17 protein-coding genes and 1 pseudogene are annotated in these 22,835 nt (G+C 58.5%); 10 read left to right on the forward strand and 8 right to left on the reverse strand.

From position 1 onward, the window contains the following. Position 1 precedes the first annotated feature (1 nt). The 4 genes from L3X40_RS09580 to pabB all read right to left on the reverse strand — a co-directional run bounded on the left by L3X40_RS09580 (position 2) and on the right by pabB (position 3,502). The gene (locus tag L3X40_RS09580; RefSeq protein WP_237365423.1) at positions 2-349 is read right to left on the reverse strand and encodes a GFA family protein; all 348 of its coding nucleotides are present in this window, start codon (positions 347-349) and stop codon (positions 2-4) included. Between the two features lie 70 nt (positions 350-419). Beyond that, positions 420-1,622: a pyridoxal phosphate-dependent aminotransferase gene (locus L3X40_RS09585; protein ID WP_237365424.1), complete on the reverse strand. Its 1,203-nt coding sequence runs from the start codon at positions 1,620-1,622 to the stop codon at positions 420-422. 63 nt (positions 1,623-1,685) lie between these two features. Further along, positions 1,686-2,318: an aminotransferase class IV gene (locus tag L3X40_RS09590; protein WP_237365425.1), complete on the reverse strand. Its 633-nt coding sequence runs from the start codon at positions 2,316-2,318 to the stop codon at positions 1,686-1,688. Positions 2,319-2,338: 20 nt separating this feature from the next. After that, positions 2,339-3,502 carry an aminodeoxychorismate synthase component I gene (pabB, locus tag L3X40_RS09595; protein ID WP_237365426.1) on the reverse strand — a complete coding sequence of 388 codons (1,164 nt, stop codon included), beginning with the start codon at positions 3,500-3,502 and terminating at the stop codon, positions 2,339-2,341. A gap of 259 nt (positions 3,503-3,761) precedes the next feature. On the opposite strand from pabB, the gene rpsM reads away from it, so the two are divergent. From rpsM to L3X40_RS09620, 5 genes and pseudogenes are all read left to right on the forward strand, one after another. Beyond that, a complete protein-coding gene (gene rpsM, locus L3X40_RS09600) occupies positions 3,762-4,130 on the forward strand; it encodes a 30S ribosomal protein S13 (protein ID WP_237365427.1) in 369 nt (122 codons plus the stop codon). 66 nt (positions 4,131-4,196) lie between these two features. Next, the gene (gene rpsK / locus L3X40_RS09605) at positions 4,197-4,586 is read left to right on the forward strand and encodes a 30S ribosomal protein S11 (RefSeq protein WP_237365428.1); all 390 of its coding nucleotides are present in this window, start codon (positions 4,197-4,199) and stop codon (positions 4,584-4,586) included. Positions 4,587-4,690: 104 nt separating this feature from the next. Continuing rightward, on the forward strand, positions 4,691-5,752 hold the full coding sequence (locus tag L3X40_RS09610; RefSeq protein WP_237365429.1) for a DNA-directed RNA polymerase subunit alpha: 1,062 nt from the start codon (positions 4,691-4,693) through the stop codon (positions 5,750-5,752). A gap of 149 nt (positions 5,753-5,901) precedes the next feature. Beyond that, on the forward strand, positions 5,902-6,327 hold the full coding sequence (rplQ, locus tag L3X40_RS09615; protein ID WP_237365430.1) for a 50S ribosomal protein L17: 426 nt from the start codon (positions 5,902-5,904) through the stop codon (positions 6,325-6,327). Between the two features lie 91 nt (positions 6,328-6,418). Then, positions 6,419-8,583 (forward strand): annotated as a pseudogene (locus L3X40_RS09620) (prolyl oligopeptidase family serine peptidase). A gap of 39 nt (positions 8,584-8,622) precedes the next feature. On the opposite strand, the gene L3X40_RS22495 reads toward L3X40_RS09620, so the two are convergent. From L3X40_RS22495 to L3X40_RS09635, 3 genes are all read right to left on the reverse strand, one after another. Further along, positions 8,623-9,369, reverse strand: a complete 747-nt coding sequence (locus L3X40_RS22495) for a DsbA family protein (RefSeq protein ID WP_445177175.1) — start codon at positions 9,367-9,369, stop codon at positions 8,623-8,625. Between the two features lie 920 nt (positions 9,370-10,289). Beyond that, positions 10,290-11,630 (reverse strand): M48 family metalloprotease, encoded by a 1,341-nt coding sequence (locus tag L3X40_RS09630; protein ID WP_237365432.1) that lies wholly within the window; start codon positions 11,628-11,630, stop codon positions 10,290-10,292. Positions 11,631-11,777: 147 nt separating this feature from the next. Continuing rightward, positions 11,778-14,450, reverse strand: a complete 2,673-nt coding sequence (locus tag L3X40_RS09635; protein WP_237365433.1) for an Rne/Rng family ribonuclease — start codon at positions 14,448-14,450, stop codon at positions 11,778-11,780. Between the two features lie 475 nt (positions 14,451-14,925). On the opposite strand from L3X40_RS09635, the gene L3X40_RS09640 reads away from it, so the two are divergent. From L3X40_RS09640 to maiA, 5 genes are all read left to right on the forward strand, one after another. Beyond that, the gene (locus tag L3X40_RS09640) at positions 14,926-16,179 is read left to right on the forward strand and encodes an N-acetylmuramoyl-L-alanine amidase (protein ID WP_445177171.1); all 1,254 of its coding nucleotides are present in this window, start codon (positions 14,926-14,928) and stop codon (positions 16,177-16,179) included. 112 nt (positions 16,180-16,291) lie between these two features. Next, complete coding sequence (locus L3X40_RS09645) at positions 16,292-18,802, forward strand: penicillin-binding protein 1A (RefSeq protein WP_237365455.1); 2,511 nt, start codon at positions 16,292-16,294, stop codon at positions 18,800-18,802. 84 nt (positions 18,803-18,886) lie between these two features. After that, a complete protein-coding gene (prfB, locus tag L3X40_RS09650; protein WP_237365434.1) occupies positions 18,887-20,014 on the forward strand; it encodes a peptide chain release factor 2 in 1,128 nt (375 codons plus the stop codon). Continuing rightward, entirely contained in the window at positions 20,014-20,760 is a 747-nt protein-coding gene (locus tag L3X40_RS09655) for a class I SAM-dependent methyltransferase (RefSeq protein ID WP_445177172.1), read from the forward strand. The genes prfB and L3X40_RS09655 overlap by 1 nt, the downstream gene beginning before the upstream one ends. 15 nt (positions 20,761-20,775) lie before the next feature. Next, a complete protein-coding gene (gene maiA, locus L3X40_RS09660) occupies positions 20,776-21,417 on the forward strand; it encodes a maleylacetoacetate isomerase (RefSeq protein ID WP_237365435.1) in 642 nt (213 codons plus the stop codon). A 16-nt stretch (positions 21,418-21,433) separates the two neighbouring features. Here the strand turns inward: maiA and L3X40_RS09665 are convergent, their stop codons facing one another. Further along, positions 21,434-22,309 carry a helix-turn-helix domain-containing protein gene (locus L3X40_RS09665; RefSeq protein WP_237365436.1) on the reverse strand — a complete coding sequence of 292 codons (876 nt, stop codon included), beginning with the start codon at positions 22,307-22,309 and terminating at the stop codon, positions 21,434-21,436. Positions 22,310-22,835 lie beyond the last annotated feature (526 nt).

A 22,835-nucleotide genomic window follows, 5' to 3' on the forward strand; every position in this document is an offset into this window, starting at 1 on the left:
ATCAGAAACTTCGGCCATCGACTTCCCGAATGTTAAGCGCAGAGAGGTCCACCTCCTCGGCGCAGCGGAGATTGATGGCGGTTGTTGCCGAGCCATCCGGCATCTTTCCCTCTGCATAGACCTGCACGCCGCAGGTGGGGCAGAATCGGTGCTGGATGACGTGCTTATTGAAGGTGTAGGTCGAGACCTTGTCGGTACCCGCTTCGATCGTCACCTGATCAGCCGGGAAAAAAGCGAGCAAAAAGCCTTTTTTCGAGCAGTGCGAACAATTGCAGGACATTGCCTCGTCCGGCATGGCCGGAAAGGACAGGCGGACATTGCCGCAGTGGCAAGATGCTGTAACCGTCATGATGTCTTCTCCAGATCCGCTGCGCCTCCCGCTCGAAACGAAACTATCGTCGCTCGTATCCCTGGTGAGATCACTTCAGGGCGGAGCAGGCCTCCTGAATGCGGGTGCATGCCTTCTTTAGCACCTCTTCCGACGTTGCATAGCTGACACGGAAGGCGGGGCTGAGACCAAAGGCCGCACCGTGGACGGCCGCGACCTGTGCATCGTCGAGGAAATAATTGATCAAATCCTCGTCCGTGGCGATCTTGACACCCTTGGGCGTTGTCTTGCCGATCACGCCGCTGCAATCGGGATAGACGTAGAAAGCACCTTCAGGCACCGGGCAGACAAGACCGGGTGCATCGTTCAGCATGGCGACAACGATGTCGCGGCGGCGCTTGAAAGCGGCGTTGCGCTCTTCCAGAAAGTCCTGATTGCCGTTCAGTGCGGCAACCGCTGCTGCCTGACTGATCGAGCAGGGGTTGGAGGTCGATTGCGACTGCAGCTTGCTCATCGCCTTGATGATCCATTGCGGTCCGCCCGCGAAACCGATGCGCCAGCCGGTCATGGCAAAGGCTTTTGAACAACCGTTGACCGTCAGCGTGCGGTCGTAAAGGTCCGGGCAGACCTGCGCTATGGTGGAAAAGGGCGTGTCGGCATACCAGACATGCTCATACATATCGTCAGTCATCACCAAAACATGCGGATGGCGGAGCAAGACATCGCCAAGACCCTTCAACTCAGCGGCGCTGTAGGCTGCGCCGGAGGGGTTGGACGGGGAGTTCAGCATGACCCACTTGGTCTTTGGCGTGATCGCGGCGTCCAGTTGCTGCGGCGTGATCTTGTAATTCTGGTCGGCGCCCGCCTCGATAAAGACCGGCGTACCGCCTGCGAAATTGACGATATCAGGATAGCTTACCCAGTAAGGAGCGGGAATGATGACTTCATCGCCGACATCGACGGTTGCGACGAGGGCATTGAATAGCGTGTGCTTGCCACCGCTGTTCACGCTGATCTGGCTGCGTTCGTAGACAAGACCGTTATCGCGTTTGAACTTCGCGGCGATGGCTTGCTTCAATTCATCCGTGCCATCGACGGTGGTATATTTGGTCTGGCCCGCACGGATGGCGGCAATTGCGGCATCCTTGACGAAATCGGGCGTGTCGAAATCGGGTTCGCCTGCCGAAAGGCCAATAACGTCAACGCCTGCGCGCTTCAGCTCATTGACCCGGCCGGTCATGGCGAGGGTGGCGCTGGGCTGGATACGGCCAAGAGCGGCGGACGTTTGTGACATGGAAGCTTTCCCCATCTGGACTGGTCATCCGCGAGTCTGCGGACGGCTGGCTCCATAAACGGGTCAGGCGATACGTTCAACCAAAGTTGCAGCGACCAGACCGCGCGTGGCGTTGCCGATGAAGAAACCCTTCTCCAGATCGGCGCGCCGCACATCGGCTTCTATCGCCTCACCCATGTCTATCAGGCTTTGGCGCAGCACGCCGGGAAGCAGGCCGCGTGAAAGGGGCGGTGTGATCAGCTTGTCGCCGCGTTCCACAAAGAGTGAAGAAAAACAGCCTTCGGTCAGGAAACCGTCCGGGTCCATCAACAGCACTTCATAGGTGCCGCCCTGCCGCAGCGCGTCGCCGTAAAAGCGCCGGTCAGTGGTCTTGTGGCGTAAACGAAAATCGTCGGCGGGAACCGGACGACGCACCGCCGCCACGCGCATCACGGCTTCAGGCCAGGGCCGATGTCGGCGCATTTCAATCGCCATCGATCCGCGGTGCGATAGCAGCAGGCGTAGTCGGCTTTGGGAACGTAAACGGAAGGTTGCGGCCTGCAATTCGTTGCGCACTGCATGACGATCAAAAGAGAAACCGAGCTCCCGTGCGCTGTTCGTCATCCGCGACAGGTGATGTTCAAGCAGCCGTACACCCTCGACCGGATCGAAGGCCATTGTTTCAATCAGATCGAACCGCCCTTCCGCAGACGCCACACACCCTCCATGCCGTAAAATCATCCGTTGGGAACATTCCCGAGAAATTTACCTTTTTCAAGGCATTCGTCCCATTCCGCCTGCATCACGGAATCGGCGACTATGCCCGACCCAAGGCCGATACGCCCGGCGCCATGCTCTTCATTTACACAAATCGTCCGAATCGCAACATTGAAGACCGCATCGCCATCAGGAGAAATATGACCGATGGAGCCGGTATAAACTCCGCGCGGTCCGGCTTCGACTGCATGGATGATTTCCATGGCGCGCAGCTTGGGTGCGCCGGTAATCGATCCACAGGGGAATATGGTGCGCAGCACATCGACCGGTCCCAGGTCAGGCTGAAGGCGCGCGGTAACGGTGGAAGTCATCTGGTGGACAGTGGGGTAGGTCTCGATATGGAAAAGCGCCGGCACTTCCACGCTGCCCGCTTCCGATACCCGCGAAAGATCGTTGCGGAGCAGGTCGACGATCATAAGGTTTTCAGCGCGCTGTTTGGGGTCGTCCCGCAGACCGGCAATGGCCGCCATATCCGACAATGCGCCATCGCCGCGTGCCGTCGTGCCTTTCATTGGCCGTGCGGTCAGTGTTCCGTTTTCTATAATGAAGAAGAGTTCGGGTGAAAAAGAAAGCAACCATTGTGTGCCGGTATAGACGATGCCGCCATAGCCTGCCCCGGCACGATCACGGATCGCCGCATAAAGGCTGAGAGGGTTTTGGGGAAGCTCCACTGAGCAGGGAAATGTGAAGTTTACCTGATAGACGTCGCCAGCCTCGATCCAGGACTGGATGCATTCGAACGCCGCAGCATAGTCTTTCTGATCAATCAACGGCCGTGCAAGCGGCGGATTTGGGGACGGGGCTGGCAGAAAGCTGGGAATGGCGGTGACTGGGACATGTTGAACGCAGTCAAACAAGCCAAACCAGAGCAGGGGTTCGCCAGTAGCTTGGGCTAGCGAAGCCAGGCGCGGTTCCAACGCATATCCCGCCTCATAAGCCAGATAGCCCGCCGCGTGCAGGCCTTGCTTGCCAGCAGCAGCGACCTGGTCGAGGGCGGGCTGGACCTCTTCGGGCCGATGCGCGACTATCAGTTCCCGTGGATCGGCATAGAGGCGCGCCCCGGCTCCGCCCTGTGGACGGGCATCGTCGAACAGCAGGAACGGGACTGAAGTGGCAGGAAGCATTACGCCCCATACAGCTTGCTTATCACCTGCGTCCAGCCACATGCCGGGCGCTTGACAGTTGGGACGACTCACCCTAAAGGCGGCCCATCCCGACACGTTAAGTCGCGCGGCAGTGCGTTTTTTGCGCTGGCCGTCCTTTTTGCGTCCAGGGGTAGTTTACATCGCCAGAACAGAACTCGGTCTTCCGATTCACTTTTGGCCAGCGAAGCTTTGAGATGGGACGCCTGCCAGGCGACCTGTGGAGCAGGAGAATTTTTATATGGCACGTATTGCGGGCGTAAACATCCCGACCAACAAGCGCGTTATCATTGCGCTTACCTATATCCACGGTATCGGCCGCACCAAGGCTGTGAACATCGCCGACAAGCTGGGCATCGACCACAGCCGCCGTGTTCAGGACCTGTCCGACGCAGAAGTTCTGCAGATCCGTGAAACCATCGACGCCGATCTTACGGTTGAGGGCGATCTGCGTCGTCAGACCGCGATGAACATCAAGCGCCTGATGGATCTCGCCTGCTATCGCGGCCTGCGTCATCGCAAGGGCCTTCCTGTTCGCGGCCAGCGCACGCACACCAATGCGCGCACCCGCAAGGGCAAGGCAAAGGCGATTGCAGGCAAGAAGAAGTAAGCGCCGCTCCGGGCAATGCCCCGGTTCTGGCAGCTCTTTTCAATCTATAGGTAGGAATACAGGATAATGGCACGGGAACCCCAGCGCATCAAAAGGCGCGAGCGCAAGAACATCTCATCGGGTGTCGCGCATGTGAACGCGAGCTTCAATAACACGATGATTACCATCACCGATGCGCAGGGCAATGCGATCAGCTGGTCGTCTGCCGGTACGATGGGTTTCAAGGGATCGCGCAAATCGACACCTTATGCCGCGCAGGTTTGTGCGGAAGACGCCGGTCGCAAGGCTGCCGAACATGGTGTTCGTACCCTTGAAGTCGAAGTCAAGGGTCCCGGCTCGGGCCGCGAATCGGCGCTGCGCGCTCTGCAGGCCGTAGGCTTCACCATTACGTCAATTCGCGACGTCACGCCGATCCCGCACAATGGTGTTCGCCCGTCCAAGCGCCGCCGCGTTTAAACTTCGGCTTTATCGGGGGCGGCAGACGTGCCGTCTCATCATCTGCACTGGCCGGGGTTATCGTCCCACACGATGGACCCCCGCCCAAATCCCAGGGGAAATACATGACTGTCAACATGAAGAACTGGCAGGAATTGAAGAAGCCGAGCAGCCTGGAAATCAAGTCTGGCGGCGATGCCAAGCGTAAGGCGACCTTTGTTGCCGAACCGCTTGAGCGCGGCTTTGGCCTGACGCTTGGCAATGCGCTGCGTCGGGTTCTGCTGTCCTCGCTGCAAGGTGCGGCTGTGACCTCGATCAAGATCGAGAACGTGCTGCACGAATTTTCCTCGCTCGCCGGTGTGCGCGAGGATATCACGGACATCGTTCTGAACGTCAAGCAGATCGCGCTGCATATGGAAGGCGAAGGCCCCAAGCGGCTGCAGCTTTCCGCGACCGGCCCGGCCGAAGTGAAGGCGGGCGACATTGCCGTCTCAGGTGACATCGAAGTGATGAACCCTGGCCTTGTCATCTGCCATCTGGACGAAGGCGCGACGCTCAACATGGAACTGACCGCCGACATCGGCAAAGGCTATGTTCCCGCTGTCGCCAACCGCCCGGCGGATGCCCCCATCGGCCTTATCCCGATCGATTCACTGTTTTCGCCGATCAAGCAGGTCGCTTACAAGGTTGAAAATACGCGCGTCGGTCAGGAACTGGACTACGACAAGCTGGCGCTGACCATCGAAACCGATGGCACTGTGACGCCGGAGGATGCGATCGCCTATGCCGCGCGCATCCTGCAGGATCAATTGCAGCTTTTCGTCCATTTCGAGGAAGCGCTGGCTGCCGCTACGCCATCGGTCGGCGTTGCCGCCAGTGCGCAGGGCGAAGCCGAAAGCGATGCCAACCAGATCAACCGCTATCTTCTCAAGAAGGTGGACGAACTGGAGCTGTCGGTTCGCAGCGCAAACTGTCTCAAGAACGACAATATCATCTATATTGGCGATCTGGTGCAGAAGACCGAAGCGGAGATGTTGCGTACCCCGAATTTCGGTCGCAAGTCGCTGAACGAAATCAAGGAAGTATTGTCGTCCATGGGCCTGCGTCTTGGCATGGACATCCCCGGCTGGCCGCCTGAAAACATTGAGGAAATGGCCAAGAAGCTGGAGCAGGAACTGCTCGGTTAATCGGCTTTGGCCCGTCGTCCCAGGTGTTTCGATTTTGCTCGACACGAATGAGGGCGCAGTTGCTTTGAAAAGGTTTTGGGCGGTGGCCTTTTTCTACACCGCCTGGTCCTGGGTACCTCATACGGCCCTTGAACAAACGGAGTAAAAACATGCGTCATAGAGTCGGCGGCCGCAAGCTGCAGCGTACATCATCCCATCGCGCGGCATTGTTCCGTAACATGGCGGCATCGCTCATCAAGCATGAGCAAATCATGACCACCACGCCCAAGGCAAAGGAGCTTCGCCCCTATGTCGAAAAGCTGATCACGCTGGCGAAGAAGGGCGGCCTTGCCAATCGTCGTCTGGCCCATTCGCGACTGCTGGACGACACGCAGCTCAAGAAGCTGTTTGAGGTGCTCGCCGAACGTTACAAGGACCGCAATGGCGGCTATACCCGCATCATCAAGGCCGGTATCCGCGCATCGGACGCAGCGCCGATGGCAGTGATCGAACTGGTCGACCGCGACGTCACGGCCAAGGGTCAGGACTCCGGTCCGGTCCAGGGCGCCGACGAAGAGGAAATGGAAGCGGCCTGAGCCGTTTTTCGGAAAGGCTGAGTGTTTCAGCCTTCTAAGCTCATGCTTCACAAACAGGCCGCGGCTTTCTAAGCTGGCGGCCTGTTTCACTATGTTCTGGATATTCCGCTTCATGAAAAAATCGACCTTTGCGCTGCCGCTGGCGGCGCTGGCGCTTGTGCCGGGGGCAAGCGTCGCCAATTCCAATGAGGCGGACCCGCTAAATTATCCGCAGGCCAGACGGCTTGATCTGGTTGAGGAGCAGTTCGGGGTGGCGGTCGCCGACCCCTATCGCTGGCTGGAAAATGATGTTCGTCAGGACAAAGAGGTGCATGAGTGGGTCAATGCTGAAAATGCGGTGACGCAATCCTATCTGGCCACTTTGCCGGGACGCGAGATATTGCAGAAACGCATGGCCGCTCTGTTCGACCACGACCGCTACGGCACACCCCGCAAAGCCGGGACACGCTATTTCTATACCTATAATAGCGGTCTGCAGAACCAGTCACCGCTTTTTGTGCGGGAAGGATTGAGCGGCGAGCAGCAGCTGTTGCTCGATCCCAATGGGTTTTCGGCCGACGGTGCAACGGCGCTGGCGGAATGGGAGCCTTCGCGCGATGGCAGCCTTCTGCTTTATGCGGTGCAGGATGGTGGCACGGACTGGCGCACCTTGCATGTCGTTGATGTCGAAAAGGGACAAGTTCTCCCTGACGCAATTCGCTGGGTCAAATTTTCCGGGCTGGCTTGGGATGGCGAGGGGAAGGGATTTTTCTATTCGCGGTTCGATGCTCCTGCGGATGGCAAGACTACCTCAATCAAAAAGTCTATTATCATCGCCTGGGCACATCGCAGGACAGCGACAGGTTGGTTTATGCAACGCCCGGACACCCACAAATGGGACATAATGCGCAAGTCAGCGATGACGGCAAATGGTTGTTAATCACATCCTCGCAAGGGACCGACGAACGCTATGAGCTGACCATCGCTGACCTTTCCGATCCCGCACGCAAGCCATGGAAGCTGGTCAGGGGTCTGAATCATGAGTGGCGGCTGATCGGCAACGTTGGCGCACGGCTCTATTTTGTGACGGACAAGGACGCATCGCGCCTGCGGGTTGTCACGCTGGATGCCGAGAATCCTCGTGCCCCGCCCGTGGAGGTCTTACCGGAACGGGCCGAAACACTTGTCGGCGGATCGATGGTGGGAGACAAGATCATCCTGGCCTATCTGCATGACGCAAAAACCGTTGCGGAGATGATCCATCTCGATGGCACTCCTGCGGGCGATGTGCCGATCCCCGGCATCGGCACTGCTGCAGGTTTTGGCGGCAAAGGCGGCGACCCTGAAACTTTCTTTGCCTTTTCCGGCTTCACCACGCCTACGACCATTTACCGGTTTGACACCGCCACGGGCGAAACGAGCGTCTTTGCGCAGCCCCAGGTTGACTTCGATCCCGCCGAGTATGTGACGCAGCAGATATTCTATCCCTCAAAGGACGGAACACAGGTGCCGATGTTCCTGATCCGCCGTGCCGATGTGGTACAGAGCGGCAAACCCGCGCCAACCCTGCTCTATGCCTATGGCGGATTCAACATATCGCTGACGCCGGGATTCTCCGCGACACGACTGGCGTGGCTGGAACAGGGTGGCGCGGTCGCCATCGCCAATCTGCGCGGGGGCGGCGAATATGGGAAGGCATGGCATGATGCCGGTCGGCTATTGAACAAACAGAACGTGTTCGATGATTTCATTGCGGCGGGCGAATATCTGAAGGCGCAGGGCATTACTGGTGAACATCAGCTGGCGATTGAGGGGCGCTCCAACGGTGGATTGCTGGTCGGCGCGGTCGTTAATCAGAGGCCGGATCTGTTCGCCGCTGCCCTACCCGCAGTGGGGGTGATGGATATGCTGCGTTTCGACCGTTTTACGGCTGGCCGTTATTGGGTCGATGATTATGGCTATCCATCGAAAGAGGCCGATTTCCGTAATCTGTTGGGCTATTCACCCTACCATAATGTCCGTGATGGCGTGGACTATCCCGCAATCATGGTGGTCACGGCGGACACCGACGATCGCGTGGTGCCGGGACATAGTTTCAAATATGCCGCTGCCCTGCAACATGCGGATATCGGGAGCAAACCGCATATCATTCGCATCGAAACGCGGGCGGGCCATGGATCAGGCAAGCCGACAGACAAAGTCATTGAAGAATATGCCGACATGTACGCATTTATCGCCAAATGGACCGGCCTGAAGATTAAAAATATCTCCAGATAGTCGCACCAAGCCGACCTGTAACGATGAAGGGAGGGGGGGTCAGTTCCGGGCGGCGCGGGCCTTGGCTATGGCGGCTTTCAGGGCATCATAGCCAACTGCGCCCGACAATACCTGATCGCCTACTACCCACGTTGGCGTGCCGGTCGCCTGCAATGATTGTGCAAGGCGCAGGTTGTTTGCGATTTCAGCGCTAATATCGCCTGCCGACATGCCGCTCGCCAGTGCGGCGGGGTCAAGGCCGACTTTCTTTGCGGCGGCCGCGATGCTTTCCTTTGATGGACGACCGGCGGCATAAAGTGCCCGGTGGAAGCGGCCATATTGGCCTTGCTTGGCGGCGTACAGGCTGGCCTTGGCTGCTTCGCCGCTTTCATCGCTGAGGATCGGCAACTCGCGGTAAACGACTTTCAGACCTTTATCCTGCGCGAGCAGCCGGTCAATGTCGGGCAGGCTGGCCCGGCAATAGCCGCAGGCATAGTCGAAAAATTCGACGAGGACGACATCACCATCCTTTGCTCCATCAAATCCGCCCGCGAACGGCTTTTCCAATTCGGCCCGGTTGCGATCTACGATTGAGGACATGCGCTTTGCCTGCAGTCGGTCAATGGCCTCCGGAATGATTTCGGGATGTTCAAGAATATAGTTGCGAACGATCATCTCCACCTGCGCGCGGTCCATCGCGCCAGTAGGCGTAGGCGATTGGGCAGCGGATAGATCGCTTGCTCCGCCTTGCAGCATCAGGGCGGCTACACCAGCGGCAGCAAGGAAGATGGTTGCGCCAAATGTCATCTGAAATGTCCTGTTCTGGTAAAACGGCAGGCTGCCGGTCGAAGAAAATAATGCCGAGCCGAGCAATTTGAACGCCGCCCATCGGGGTGCCGTGCGCGATTGTACGGTGGCGGCATCGGCTGCCCGAACAGATTCCTGCAGAGGACTGGATTCCGATATGGGCGGTATCTCTGCCTTCGCTGCCAACATACTGATGGGCCGCTCGACAGGTTGCTCGGGTTCATCAGCAAACAGGGGCAATGCGCCCTGCGCGCCGACCCAGCTGGAGCGAACGGGAGCGGGCAGCGCTTCACGTACATCCATGCCGTCAACCGCGACGCCTTCTTCCTTCAAGAGACGCATGAGTTCGGAAGGAACGGGCGGCGCTGGACTGTCTGCGCTTGCAGGCGTCGCGCGCGATGCCTTGGCTGCGGCTTTTTTCGTCGCTGCCTGCATGTGGCGGTCGGTAATCTGCGCACGTGCCCGGGCAAGCGCAGCTCGGATACTCTCCGCACGGTGGGCGATAGCCCGCCCGGCCCGTTGAGCTACAGCAGCGCCTTTCCTGCCAATCGTTGTGGCTATCGGCCCCGATCGCGCCTGAGCGGCATTGGCCGCACGGCGCGTAGCCGCAATGGTGGCACGGCCCGCGCGGACCGATCCAGCGCGGAGCTTTTCTGCCTTCTGCGGATAATTCTGCGCCTCCACCCATTTTCGTGTCAGGGCGATTCGAGCTGGCATATCGATCCGTTCGCCAAGGTCATGGGCGCGTCCCGGCAGGGTTTTGGCAAATGCGCCCCCTTTGACAAGCAACGGCCAGACCAGTTTGACAAAAGTTGCTGCTGCGGCTTTTCCGGTCTTTGTTGCGCGCTGCAATGTGCCGGATGCGTCGTCCCGGCCTTTCGGCGTGTGAAATTGTCCTCGGTTGTCCCCCATTGCGGCGCCTATCGTTTCTTTTTGCTGTCAACGGCAAAGCGCGTGACCATCGCTATATCCTGCGCCCGCAGCCAGTCGGGCGTGCCTTGCTTTATTCCGGCCATAGCGGCTTCGGCGCTGAGCAGGGCCAATGCAGGCTTTCCGGTCATCTGATAACGTTCCGCCGTGGCCAGTGCCGCTCGCGCCGTATCGCCCTGCCGCTCATAAACAACACCAAGCTGATACCAGGCGAAAGGGTTGTCCTTGTCCTTGTTAACGGCTGATTTGAGAACTTTTGCGGCTTCCGGCAGATAGCTGTTGTCGTCGGTCGCGACCAGCGCGTGACCGAGCAAGGCGGCAATTAATGGCTGGCTGCCCGTTTCTGCGACGGCACGGCGGAGCGGTGGAATGGCCTCTGCCGGATGTCCCGATTCCAGTAATATCTGCCCTTCCAGTTCCAGGAAATAAGGGTCGTCCGGCGCCATGGCGAGAAGGCCATTCACCTCGGCTGCCGCTTTGTCGGGATAGGCGGATTTGTGCCAGGCATAAGCGCGCGCATAGCGCGCGGGAATGCTCTTGTCCGTTTCCGGGTAAAGGCGAAGCGTTTGGGTGGGATCCGAAACAAAGCCCACCAGCTTTGCCTTTACCCGTTCAAAGCGCGCCTCCAATTTCGGGTCTATGGGTTTGTCCCACGCCGGGTCCTTGCGATATACTTCACCCAGCACGGCCATACGCTCGCCGGATAGCGGGTGGGTACGGGCATAGCTGTCGGTCTGGGGAATGGCGAGGCGGAATTCCTGATTCTGCAGCTTCTTGAAAAAGGCAAGGCTGCCCCGTCCGGTAACCCCTGCCCTGGACAAATAGCGCGCACCGGCAAGATCGGCGGAACTTTCCTGATTGCGTGAAAAAGACAGATATTTGCCCATCGCGGCCTGTTGACCAGCGGCCATGATACCCATGCCCGCTTCGGCACCACCCGCAGCCATGGCCGCCGCGCCGAGCAGGAGGCTGAGCAGGGTGATGCCTGTTGCGGCCTTTATGCCTTCACTTGACCGTATGATATGGCCGCCCTCGATATGGCCCAGTTCATGTGCAATGACGCCCTGCAACTGGTTCACATCATCGGCTTTTGCGACAAGGCCGCTGTGTATCCAGACGATCTGACCGCCAGCGACGAAGGCGTTGATCTCCGGGTCATTAATCAACAGTACCTGAACATTATGAGGATCAAGCCCGGCCGCCTTAACAAGAGGTGCGGAAATCTCATTGAACAGCGCCTCTGTTTCCGCATCCCGCAGAATTTGCTGTGCCACAGCAGGCTGCACAATCAGCAGCATGGACAGGAGCAGAAGGGCAAGGCCGCGAAGCATGTGCCTCCTATCGGCTATAAACCGCAGCCGATCAACGGAAAGGGACGGTATCATCGACGCTTCATGGCGCAACGGGGCTGAACCGGGGATGAAATGCATGACCCTCCGCCCCGAGCAAGGGGAAGCAGGGCCATGCCAGAAGGTCCGTCAGTTACCGAAGGTGCGTTGCCACCAGCCACGGCGAAGTGCGCCATCCTCGTCGGTTTCACCGTCATCACTATTATTATTGGAGTCATTGGCTGGCGTCTGCGCCGTAGTTGGCGATGATTCCGGTTGCGCAGTGCTGTCGGCAGCGACCTCTTCCGCCACAGTATCGATAGCAGGTTCAGCCTTTTTCCCTCGCGTACGCTTGGGCTTCTCAGTTACCGGCTCAACGGCAGGTGCGGCGTCGACCTGTGTGGTTTCCGGTTCGGTCTTTGGCGCAGCTTTGCGGCGGGTGCGCTTGGGCTTTTCCGCAACCGGCGCTTCGACGGCTTCAGCTTCGACCGGAGTTTCAGCAGTCGGCATTTCAGGAGCGGCGGTCGTTTCGGCCACTGCAGCTTCCTGCGCATCGTCTTTGCGCGCGCGTGGGCGACGGCGTGTCTTCTTGGGCGCGGCCTCTTCCGCTACTTCAGAGGACGATTCAGGAGTTGCCTCTGCGGGGACATGGGCAGCAGCGGATGGTTCGACCTCCGTTTCCACTCCTGCGCCTTCCGTGCCCGCTTCGCTGACAGCATCGACAGCTTCTCCTCCACGGCGGCGGCGGCCGCCGCGGCGGCCACGGCGACTGCGACGAGGATTGGCTTCTTCGTCTTCGGACGCATCAATTCCGATGGCGCCATCTTCCTGGGTCTGTGCTGTGCCGGCATCCTCTGCCATTTCCGCGCTGACAGCATGGGCCTGACCTTCGGTGGTTTCGCCATCGGTTTGTTCGGGCCGTTCATCGCGGCGGCCACGGCGGCCACGACGACGACGACGGCGACGGCTGCCACCTTCGCCTTCCTCACGCTCTTTACGCTCGGCAGTCGTTTCGTTGGCTATCTCCGCCTCGATCTCTTCGTCCACTTCCTCGTCGAGGATGTCCTCTTCCTCTTCCTCAACGATGGGAGCAAAAGTAACGATGTTCGCAGGGCGCGGACCGCTGGCCTCAACAGACATGCGGGCGCCTTCGGTTTCGCCATCAGGCAGGATGACGATCTTGACGCCATAGCGCGTTTCGATCTCATCGATTTCGGCGCGCTTATTGTTCAGAACGTAAAAAGCGGCTTCCTGGCTGGCGCGCAGGGTCACGATGATGCCGCGACCGCGTGCGGCCTCTTCCTCCAGCAAACGAAGTGCGGAAAGGCCCGCCGAGGAGGCGGTACGGACAAGGCCCGTGCCCTCGCAATGCGGACATTCGCGCGTCGATGCCTCCAGTACGCCGGTGCGCAGGCGCTGGCGGCTCATTTCCATCAGGCCGAAGCCAGAAATGCGACCTACCTGAATACGCGCGCGGTCGTCCCTCAACGCATCCTTCATTGCCTTTTCGACTTTGCGGATGTTGGAGTTGTGCTCCATGTCGATAAAGTCGATAACGACCAGACCCGCCATGTCGCGCAATTTCAATTGGCGCGCAATTTCGCGGGCGGCTTCCAGATTGGTCGCAACAGCGGTCTGTTCGATGCCATGTTCGCGCGTCGACCGCCCAGAGTTGATGTCGATCGAAACCAGGGCTTCGGTGGGGTTGATGACCAGATAGCCACCCGATTTCAATTGCACCACTGGATGATACATGGCGGCAAGCTGATCCTCGACGCCATGCCGCTGGAACAGCGAAACCGCATCGGCATATTGCTGCACCCGGCGCGCATGGCTGGGCATCAACAGCTTCATGAAATCCTTGGCGGCGCGGTAGCCGTCCTCGCCCTCGATCAGCACCTCCTCAATGTCGCGATTATATATGTCGCGAATGGCGCGCTTGATGAGATCGCTGTCATTGTGGATGAGTTCGGGCGCCGATGCCTTCAGCGTCTTTTCGCGAATCTCGTCCCACAGGCGCGCGAGATAATCGAAGTCGCGCTTGATTTCCGGCTTCGTGCGCTGCAACCCGGCGGTGCGGACGATACAGCCCATTGTGCTGGGCAGCTTCATTTCCGCAATAATGGACTTCAACCGCTTGCGGTCGGCCACATTGCTGATCTTGCGCGAAATGCCGCCGCCATGGCTGGTGTTGGGCATCAGTACGCAATAGCGACCGGCCAGGCTCAGATATGTTGTGAGCGCCGCACCCTTGTTGCCGCGTTCTTCCTTGACGACCTGCACCAGCAGCACCTGCCGCCGACGAATGACGTCCTGGATCTTGTACCGACGGCGCAGCGCCATGCGTTTGCGGCGTAGATCGTCCGCAGCACCATCGCCGTTGCGGGCTTTGGCAGGAGGGGCGGACTCTTCGTTCCCGTCATGGTCGTCCTCGCCCTCTTCGTCATCAAGAGCGGCGGGCGGAGCCATGTCTTCCAGTTCGCCTTCGCCGTCCGCATCCTCCTCCTCGGCTCGAAGTGCGGCTTCCTCTGCGGCATGCTCGGCCTCTTCGGCGAGCAATGCCTCCCGATCTTCGCGCGGAATCTGATAATAGTCGGGGTGGATTTCCGAAAAAGCCAGGAAGCCATGGCGATTGCCGCCATAGTCCACGAACGCCGCCTGAAGCGACGGTTCAACTCGCGTGACCTTGGCTAGATAGATATTCCCTTTGAGCTGTTTGTGCTCGGCGGATTCGAAATCAAATTCCTCGATCCGGTTTCCCTTGACGACGGCAACCCGGGTTTCTTCCCGGTGGCGCGCGTCGATCAGCATACGCATTGTCATGTATTATACTCCAGGCATGGCGGCCCGCGGCCAGGCGGCGGGGGGCCATGCGATATGAAAAAAGCAAACGCGGCGCTGTGCGCCGGTCGTTCGCAGGGGTGTGAAGAGTGGAATGTGCCTCTACTGCATAGGCATGGCCGGCAATTTTGCCCGGCCGCGACAGTCGCATCCATACGCCAAGACCCATAGATGGGTTTTGGAGTCGGGAAGAAAAATGCCTCATGCAGCGTCAACCTGTCTGATCGCCATCAATTATGGCGATTCGCGAAACCCGATATTGACCAGAAAAATCAATGCGGGACCCTTTACCGCTAGCACCGGAAGTGGGAACGAGCAATGTCTCCTATAAATTTATTGCGCCACGACGGAACAAAGCATCCTTAATGGTGCGTTTACGATTTCGCTTTATGGGGGGCGAGCGGCTTTTTGCTCAATGCCGCCTTCGGCGCGATGACAGAGGCAAAAGGCACAATTTATGAAATTTGGCTGGACCTGGGCACGCACGGCACGCAAATATGCACCCATGTTCCTGTTTTTTATATTGGCCGCCACGATGTTCGCTGCCCCGGCTGAGGCGGGCACCATCAATGCCGTCCAGGTGAATGGCGACACGGTCACTGTTCGCTTTGATGAAAGCGTCAGCGGCGCTTCCGCCTTTCTGTTGGATGCACCACGGCGCATCGCCCTTGACATCAAGGGCGCGCAGCCGGGTGCTGGCGGCGTGGCACGCGGTGTCGTCTCCGCAATTCGTCAGGGCCAGTTCGACCCAAGCACGGCACGGGTCGTTTTCGATCTTTCGCGCCCCGCGATCATATCGGGTGGCCAGTTTGCTGCGGACGGCAAGACGCTGACATTATCGCTTCGCAATGCGGATGCTCGTGATTTTAGCGCCGCAGCCGCCCGCGGGCGGAGTGCGTTTGACCCGCCGGCTGCAAACGCCGCGCGCACGCCCAGCAGGACGCACGGCATCACGGTCGCCATTCCGCAGCCTGCAAAGGGCGTTGACCTGCCCCGGGTGGCTGGCCCCGCCGACGACAGCCGGCCGCTGGTCGTGATCGATGCAGGCCATGGCGGGCATGACCCTGGTGCGCTCAACAAGGAACTCGGCACGCGCGAAAAGGACATCACCTTGGCGGTCGCCCGGGCGATTCGTCGTGAACTGTTGAAATCCGGGCGCGTGCGCGTGGCCCTGACCCGTAACGACGACCGGTTTCTGGTGCTGGAAGAGCGTTATGGCATTGCACGCAGGATGAAGGCGGACCTGTTCATTTCCGTTCATGCGGATGCGGCCGAAAATGAGGATGCGCACGGCGCGACCATATACACGCTTTCCGAAGTCGCGTCGGACCGCGAGGCGGCCAGACTGGCCGCGCGCGAGAACAAATCCGACATTATCAACGGCGTCAATCTGGGCGACCAGAGCAGCGATGTGTCCTCGATCCTGATTGACCTGACACAACGTGAGACGATGAACATATCATCCAGCTTCGCCAAATTGTTACAGCGGGAGGCTGCTCCGCTGGTTGATTTTCGTTCCGCCTATCATCGTTTCGCTTCGCTGATCGTGCTCAAGGCGCCCGACACGCCGTCGATTCTGTTCGAAACCGGCTATATCACCAATGCCGATGACGTGCGGTTCCTGACATCGCCGGAAGGACAGTCGAAAATCGCGCAAGGCGTGGCAAGGGCTATTGAGATCCATTTTGCGCGCAAGCTGGTCCAAAACTAGACCTGAAGCCTCGGCCTGACGCCAGATCAAATGCTTCCGCCTTCATTCGTTTTGCGGCCAGCACCATATCCCGGCTGGCAATCGCCGTAAAAATTGCTAGAGCCGGTCCGTGATGGTTGAGGCCGAAGAGACAAATTTGCGGTTCAGGCTGCAGCGCAATGCTGGCGGGATCGCGGCTTTTTTCCGCAAGATGTGGCATAAATGGTGGTTCAAGCTGCTTGCCGTGTCGCTCGGCGCTGCGCTGTTGGGTCTGTTTCTCATTTGGTTCATATTCGCGCGTAACCTGCCCGATGCCAGATCCTTACTGGAATATGAGCCGCCATTGCCTACCATCGTGCGATCCGTGAATGGCGAACCGGTGCAAAGCTATGCCCGGGAACGGCGCGTTCAATTGCAATATGCCGATTATCCACCGCAGCTGATCCGTGCCTATATGGCTGCGGAGGATAAGACCTTTTTCCAGCATCATGGGCTTGATTATCCCGGCATCATCGGCGCGATGATCACCAATCTGACCCGTAGCGGCCGCCCCGTCGGCGCGTCGACGATCACCCAACAGGTCGCCAAGAACCTGCTGCTGACCAATGAAGTCAGTTATGTGCGCAAGGTGAAGGAGGCGCTGCTCGCCTACCGGATCGAATCGGTCATGACCAAGCAGCAGATATTGGAGCTGTATCTCAACCAGATATTCCTGGGCCGCAACGCCTATGGTGTTCAGGCCGCCGCCCGCGCCTATTTCGACAAGGATGTAGGGGACCTGAAGCTGCACGAAATGGCCTATCTGGCCATATTACCCAAAGGACCGGCCAATTACCGTCCGGAAAAGCACATGGATCGTGCGCTGGAGCGCCGGAACTGGGTGCTCAATGAAATGCGGAAGAATGGCTGGATCGACAGGGCGCAGTATGAAGCCGCCATCGCCGAGCCGCTGGGTACCGTCGCGCAGCAAAGCGCAGCGCGTTTCGAACGGGTTGGCGGCTATTACATCGAGGAAGTTCGCCGTCGTCTGATCGAACTTTATGGGGAAACCGCCAAGGACGGGCCGCATAGCGTCTATGCGGGCGGGCTGTGGGTGCGTACGCCACTTGATCCCCATATGCAGGGGTTGACGCGCAAGGCCTTGCGTGACGGCTTGATCCGTTATGACCAGGGCAAGGGCTGGTCCGGTCCTGTCAATTCCATCAAAATGGATGACCAATGGGCACGTCGGCTCGCTTCCACCTTCATTGGCATCGACTATGCTGATTGGAAGATCGCAGTGGTGCTGAGCAAATCGGGCAGCAACGCCACCATCGGATTTGTCAACGGTTCGACCGGCACATTGCCGCAAGGCCTTGCCAGTATGGCCTACAGCAAGACCGGGGGCACGGCCTTTGATGCGCTTCGTCCTGGCAATCTGATAGCCGTCAAGCCGCAGGGCAGTGGCTGGGCACTGCGTAATATTCCGGGTGTGTCCGGCGGTATGGTCATCGAAAACCCCCATAATGGACGTATTTACGCCATGCAGGGAGGATTTGATTCGCGCCTGAGCGCCTTCAACCGCGCTACCCAGGCTGAACGACAGCCGGGATCGACGATCAAACCATTTGTTTATGCCGCCGCACTCGACAACGGCATGACGCCGGCTTCCATCATCGTCGATGGCCCGTTCTGCGTCTTTCAGTCTGTTCGGCTGGGGCAGAAATGCTTCCGCAATTTCTCCGGCAGCAGCGCTGGACCGCAAACCATGCGCTGGGCCGTTGAACAGTCGCGCAACCTGATGACCGTGCGTACTGCATCGCAAACCGGCATGGACAAGGTGGTTAAGACCATCAAGACCATGGGGATCGGCGATTATACTCCCTATCTGTCATATGCGCTGGGCGCTGGCGAAACCACGGTCGAAAAGCTGGTTAATGCTTATGCGATGCTGGCAAATCATGGCCGTGAGCTGAAGCCCAAGGTGATCGACTTTGTTCAAGACCGCAGAGGCAAAGTCATCTGGCCTGAAAACTGGCGGCCTTGCGATGGCTGCAACATGGCTGAATGGGATGGCAAGCTCATGCCACGCTTTGCCCAATCGGGACGTCAGCTGATGGACCCGATGACGGCTTACCAGGTTATCCACATTGCCGAAGGCGTTATCACACGCGGCACCGCGCAACGGCTGAGCGACATGAAAAGGCCGCTGTTCGGCAAGACCGGCACCACCAACGGCCCGACAAATGTCTGGTTCATAGGCGGGTCACCCGATCTGATTGCGGGTGTCTATCTTGGCTATGATCAGCCCCGCAGTCTGGGCGGTTATGCGCAGGGTGGCAGGATAGCGGCTCCGATCTGGCGAGAGGCGATGGAGCCGGTGCTTGACAAAATACCCAGGCGGCCCTTTGTCGCGCCCGCCGGCATTCGCATGGTACGGATCGATCGCCGCAGTGGCCGTCGCGTCTACGGTGAATGGCCGACGAACGATGCCAGGCCGGCGGTGATCTGGGAAGCGTTCAAACCTGAAACCGAGCCGCGCCGTACCATTCGCAAGGAAGAAATTGTCATCGGCGACGGTGACGAAAACGCTGATTCGAACGCCGCAGCCGGGCGCAAGCAGAATGACAACGACTTCCTGCAGCGCGAAGGCGGCATTTACTGACACGCGTTCAGCTATGCACCGCTTTGCCAATGCCGCACGATGCCTATATCGGGCAAAACTGTTGCCCATGACTGGAGATTGAAAATGCGCGCCGAAGCGCAGACACATATTGACCGCATCGAAGCAGCTCTTGAGTTGCTCCGCCGCTTTCTCGACTGGGACCGGGCGCTGCGTCGCCTGGACGAACTGAATGCGCGCGTCGAAGACCCGACTTTGTGGGACGACCCCAAAAAGGCGCAGGAGGTGATGCGCGAACGCACCCGGCTGGATCAGGCGATCGGCGCGACCCGCGCGATCCAGCAGGAAATGGATGACACAGTCGAACTGATGGAAATGGCAGAGGCAGAGGGTGATAATGCCCTGGTCGATGAGGGGGTGGCGCAACTCGCCGCGCTTGCCGCACGCGCCGATGAGGACAAGGTGAAGGCCCTGCTGGCTGGAGAGGCCGATGCCAACGACACCTATCTTGAAATTCATGCGGGCGCAGGCGGCACGGAAAGCCAGGATTGGGCCGAAATGCTGCAACGCATGTATATGCGCTGGGCGGAACGGCGCGGCATGAAAGTAGAAGTGGTCGATTATCATGCCGGCGAACAGGCGGGGATCAAGTCGGCGACCCTGCTTTTGAAGGGCGAAAACGCCTATGGCTATGCCAAGACCGAAAGCGGCGTACATCGGCTGGTGCGGATATCGCCCTATGACAGTTCAGCGCGGCGGCACACCAGCTTTTCGTCCGTCTGGGTTTATCCGGTGATCGACGATAACATCGATATAGAGATCAACGAGAGCGATCTGAAAATTGATACTTATCGCGCATCGGGTGCGGGTGGCCAGCATATCAATACCACCGATTCGGCAGTGCGTATTACCCATGTGCCGACCGGCATCATCGTTGCCTGTCAAAATCAGCGGTCGCAGCACAAGAACAAGGCCGAAGCGATGAGTATGCTCAAAGCCCGTATGTACGAAGCTGAGTTGCAGCGGCGCGAGGCGGAGGCGAGTGCGACCCACGCGTCGAAATCCGATATTGGCTGGGGGCACCAGATCCGTTCCTACGTACTGCAACCCTATCAAATGGTGAAGGATCTGCGGACGGGTATTGTGTCCACGGCACCCGACGACGTGCTGGATGGCGCACTTGATCCGTTCATGGCCGCCGCGCTGTCACAACGTGTGACGGGTGAGACGGTCGTTGTGGAGGATGTTGACTGATGCGCCTGTCGGCATTGGCGTTTCTGGCCTTTGCCACGTTGCCCACAGCGGCTTGCGACCAGTTGATGCCCAGTTCCGACAAAGGGCGACCGCAAACTGCCCGGGACTTTCCTCGTGCCGATCGGCCGATAGCCAATATCGTATCGACCCGCTGGTCCGATGAGGACAGCCGGGATCGCCTGAACGAGGCGGATGACATTATGGACGGCGCCGGAATAAAGCCCGGAATGACGGTCGCCGATATTGGCGCGGGCGAAGGCTATTATACCGTGCGTCTGGCACGACGGGTCGGCCCCACCGGACGTGTGCTGGCGCAGGACATATTACCAGAAGTGCGCGACAGTCTGGCCCTGCGCGTCGCGCGGGAAAATCTGGATAATGTCAGTGTAAAACTGGGCGCTGCGGACGATCCGATGCTGCCCGCTCGCAGCTTCGACCGAGTATTCCTCGTCCACATGTACCATGAAATTGCTGAGCCTTATGCCTTTCTCTGGCGACTCTACCCGGCACTGAAATTATCCGGGCAGGTGATCGTGGTTGATGCCGACCGACCTACTGCGGAGCACGGAACCCCGACTCGCCTGTTGAAATGTGAGTTTGAGGCGGTGGGATACCGCCTTGCCGAAATCACGCCAAACCTTTCCGCCGGTGGCTATTTCGCGCGTTTCAACATTAGCGGAAACAGGCCCGATCCTGATAAAATCATACCGTGCAGCCTCAAACACCATAATCGAGCCGGACGATGATCGAGTGAGGAAATCATGAGCGCGCTTATACTGCATGGTTATTGGCGGTCGGGCACAAGCTATCGCACGCGGATTGCTCTGGGACTGAAGGGTTTGTCCTATCAGCAGAAAGCGCTCGACTTGCGTAGGGGGGAGCAGCATAGCCCCGATTATCTGAAGCTGAACCCGCAAGGCCTTGTCCCCACCCTGGAGACGGAGGACGGCATACTGATGCAAAGCGTTGCAATCCTGGAATGGTTGGAGGAAAAATACCCAGATCCGCCTTTGCTGCCACGTGTCGCGGCGGATCGCGCGGTCGTTCGGGCGATGTGCGGGATCATTGCGTGTGACATTCATCCCATCAACAACCTGCGCATATTGAAAGCGCTTCGACATGATCTGGGCGCGTCGCAGGATCAGGTCAATACATGGATAGCGCGTTGGATCAGCGAAGGATTTACGGCATTGGAGGCGATGGTGGCCCGGTATGGAAAAGGCTTTGCCTTTGGCGACGCGCCGACTTTGGCCGATTGCCATCTGGTGCCGCAGGTTTATTCGGCGGAACGGTTCAATGTAGACCTGTCGCCATTTCCTACCATCAGGGCAGCTGTAGAAAAGGCACGCATACTTCAAGCCTTTGAACAGGCAGATCCAAAATATCAACCGGATGCCTACTGAATGACCGGGCTATTAACTAACTGATCCGGGAGATATATGGAAAGCGGCCATCCAGCTGGCGGCGCAGCAACGTAAGGCGCGGGACGATGCCAAGTTTATTCTTGAGCTGATGCGGTGTCACGCCGACGAAGTGCTTGAGTTCGCGGATAAAATGCGACTGATCGTAAAAGATGTCGCCGATGACATCGTGCCAGTCCTCGTCCGTGCCGGCAATCGATGATGCGATGCGTAGCGCCCGATATTTCCGCGCCAGTAATTTGGGGGGAGCGCCATATAGCCGGTTCGTCAGTCGGGCGACCTGACGCGCGGACAGGCCCGTCGCTTCTAGCAGTGCTTCCACACGCGGTGAGCTCTCGTTGGCGAGCCAGGCGTCAGCGGCTTTTACAAAATCCTGAAAGGAGCTGTTGATCGGACGAAAACATGTCCGCAGGAAAATCCAAAGCTGTTCCACGGCCTCTTCGTGATTGTCGATCCCCTGCAATGCTTTCAGTGCTTGGGTATATTCCGGGCCAATCGTCGCACCGTCATATAATGAGTCCGCATGGTTGCATGCATCCTGGTTCGTCAAAGCATACCACCCCAATGGTAACAGGGCGACCCCCACTACCTGCAGTGGCCCATCCACATCGAAATGAATGGCCGACATGGTGGGCCCAAGTATACATACCGGAGGCGTTTCCATCTGGCGGCCGTCATGGAAGGTGTAATAGCCCCGGCCGGACAGCATGAACCGCAACTGTGCAAAGTCCGCCCTCGTGATATCAGAGACATAAGGCAAGTTAGCAGTGAAGAGGTAGATCGAAGCCACCAGATCACTCAGGTCCAAAGGCGGTTCATAATAGCGAAGAGCTACCATGCCGTCCTTGTTTCCGTCTGGGAAATCATGCTGCATGGTGTTGCTTCTCCATTGCGGAGGGGCAACAGGCAACATGCATCCTTATGTGGGACACGGCGCTATTCACCCGTGCCGACAAAAACTTTTCCCCCATTGCGCAACCCCGAATTCCTGATCACCTTATAAAATTCTGACGAGTTTTTCCATTATTGCTATTAAAAGAATGGCCCGACCGGAAAAACCGGCCGAGCCATCAAGGAAAAGGTCTCTCTGTCGTCAGACCAAGAGCCCTTCGGGTCGCAAATTTGTCCTACGCTGATTCGGCAGGAAAATTATTGGACAGAATCGACATTTTCGTCGATTTTTTGATGCATAACGGCAACACCGCACCCCAAATTGTCCCAATTACGAGATTTGGGCCGCCACCGGTTAGGTCAATCCGTTCAGTGGCAATTCAAGTAGCGCGGATTATTATCGCCGCATGACACAGGATATTTACAAAAGATGGTTCACGGCGGCGCAATTTCCGCGTTTTGCCGTTGCAGGGTTGGCAGCTCTCCTCGCGCTGGGCGGATGTTCCGCC

The sequence above is a fragment of the Rhizorhapis sp. SPR117 genome (assembly GCF_021742065.1).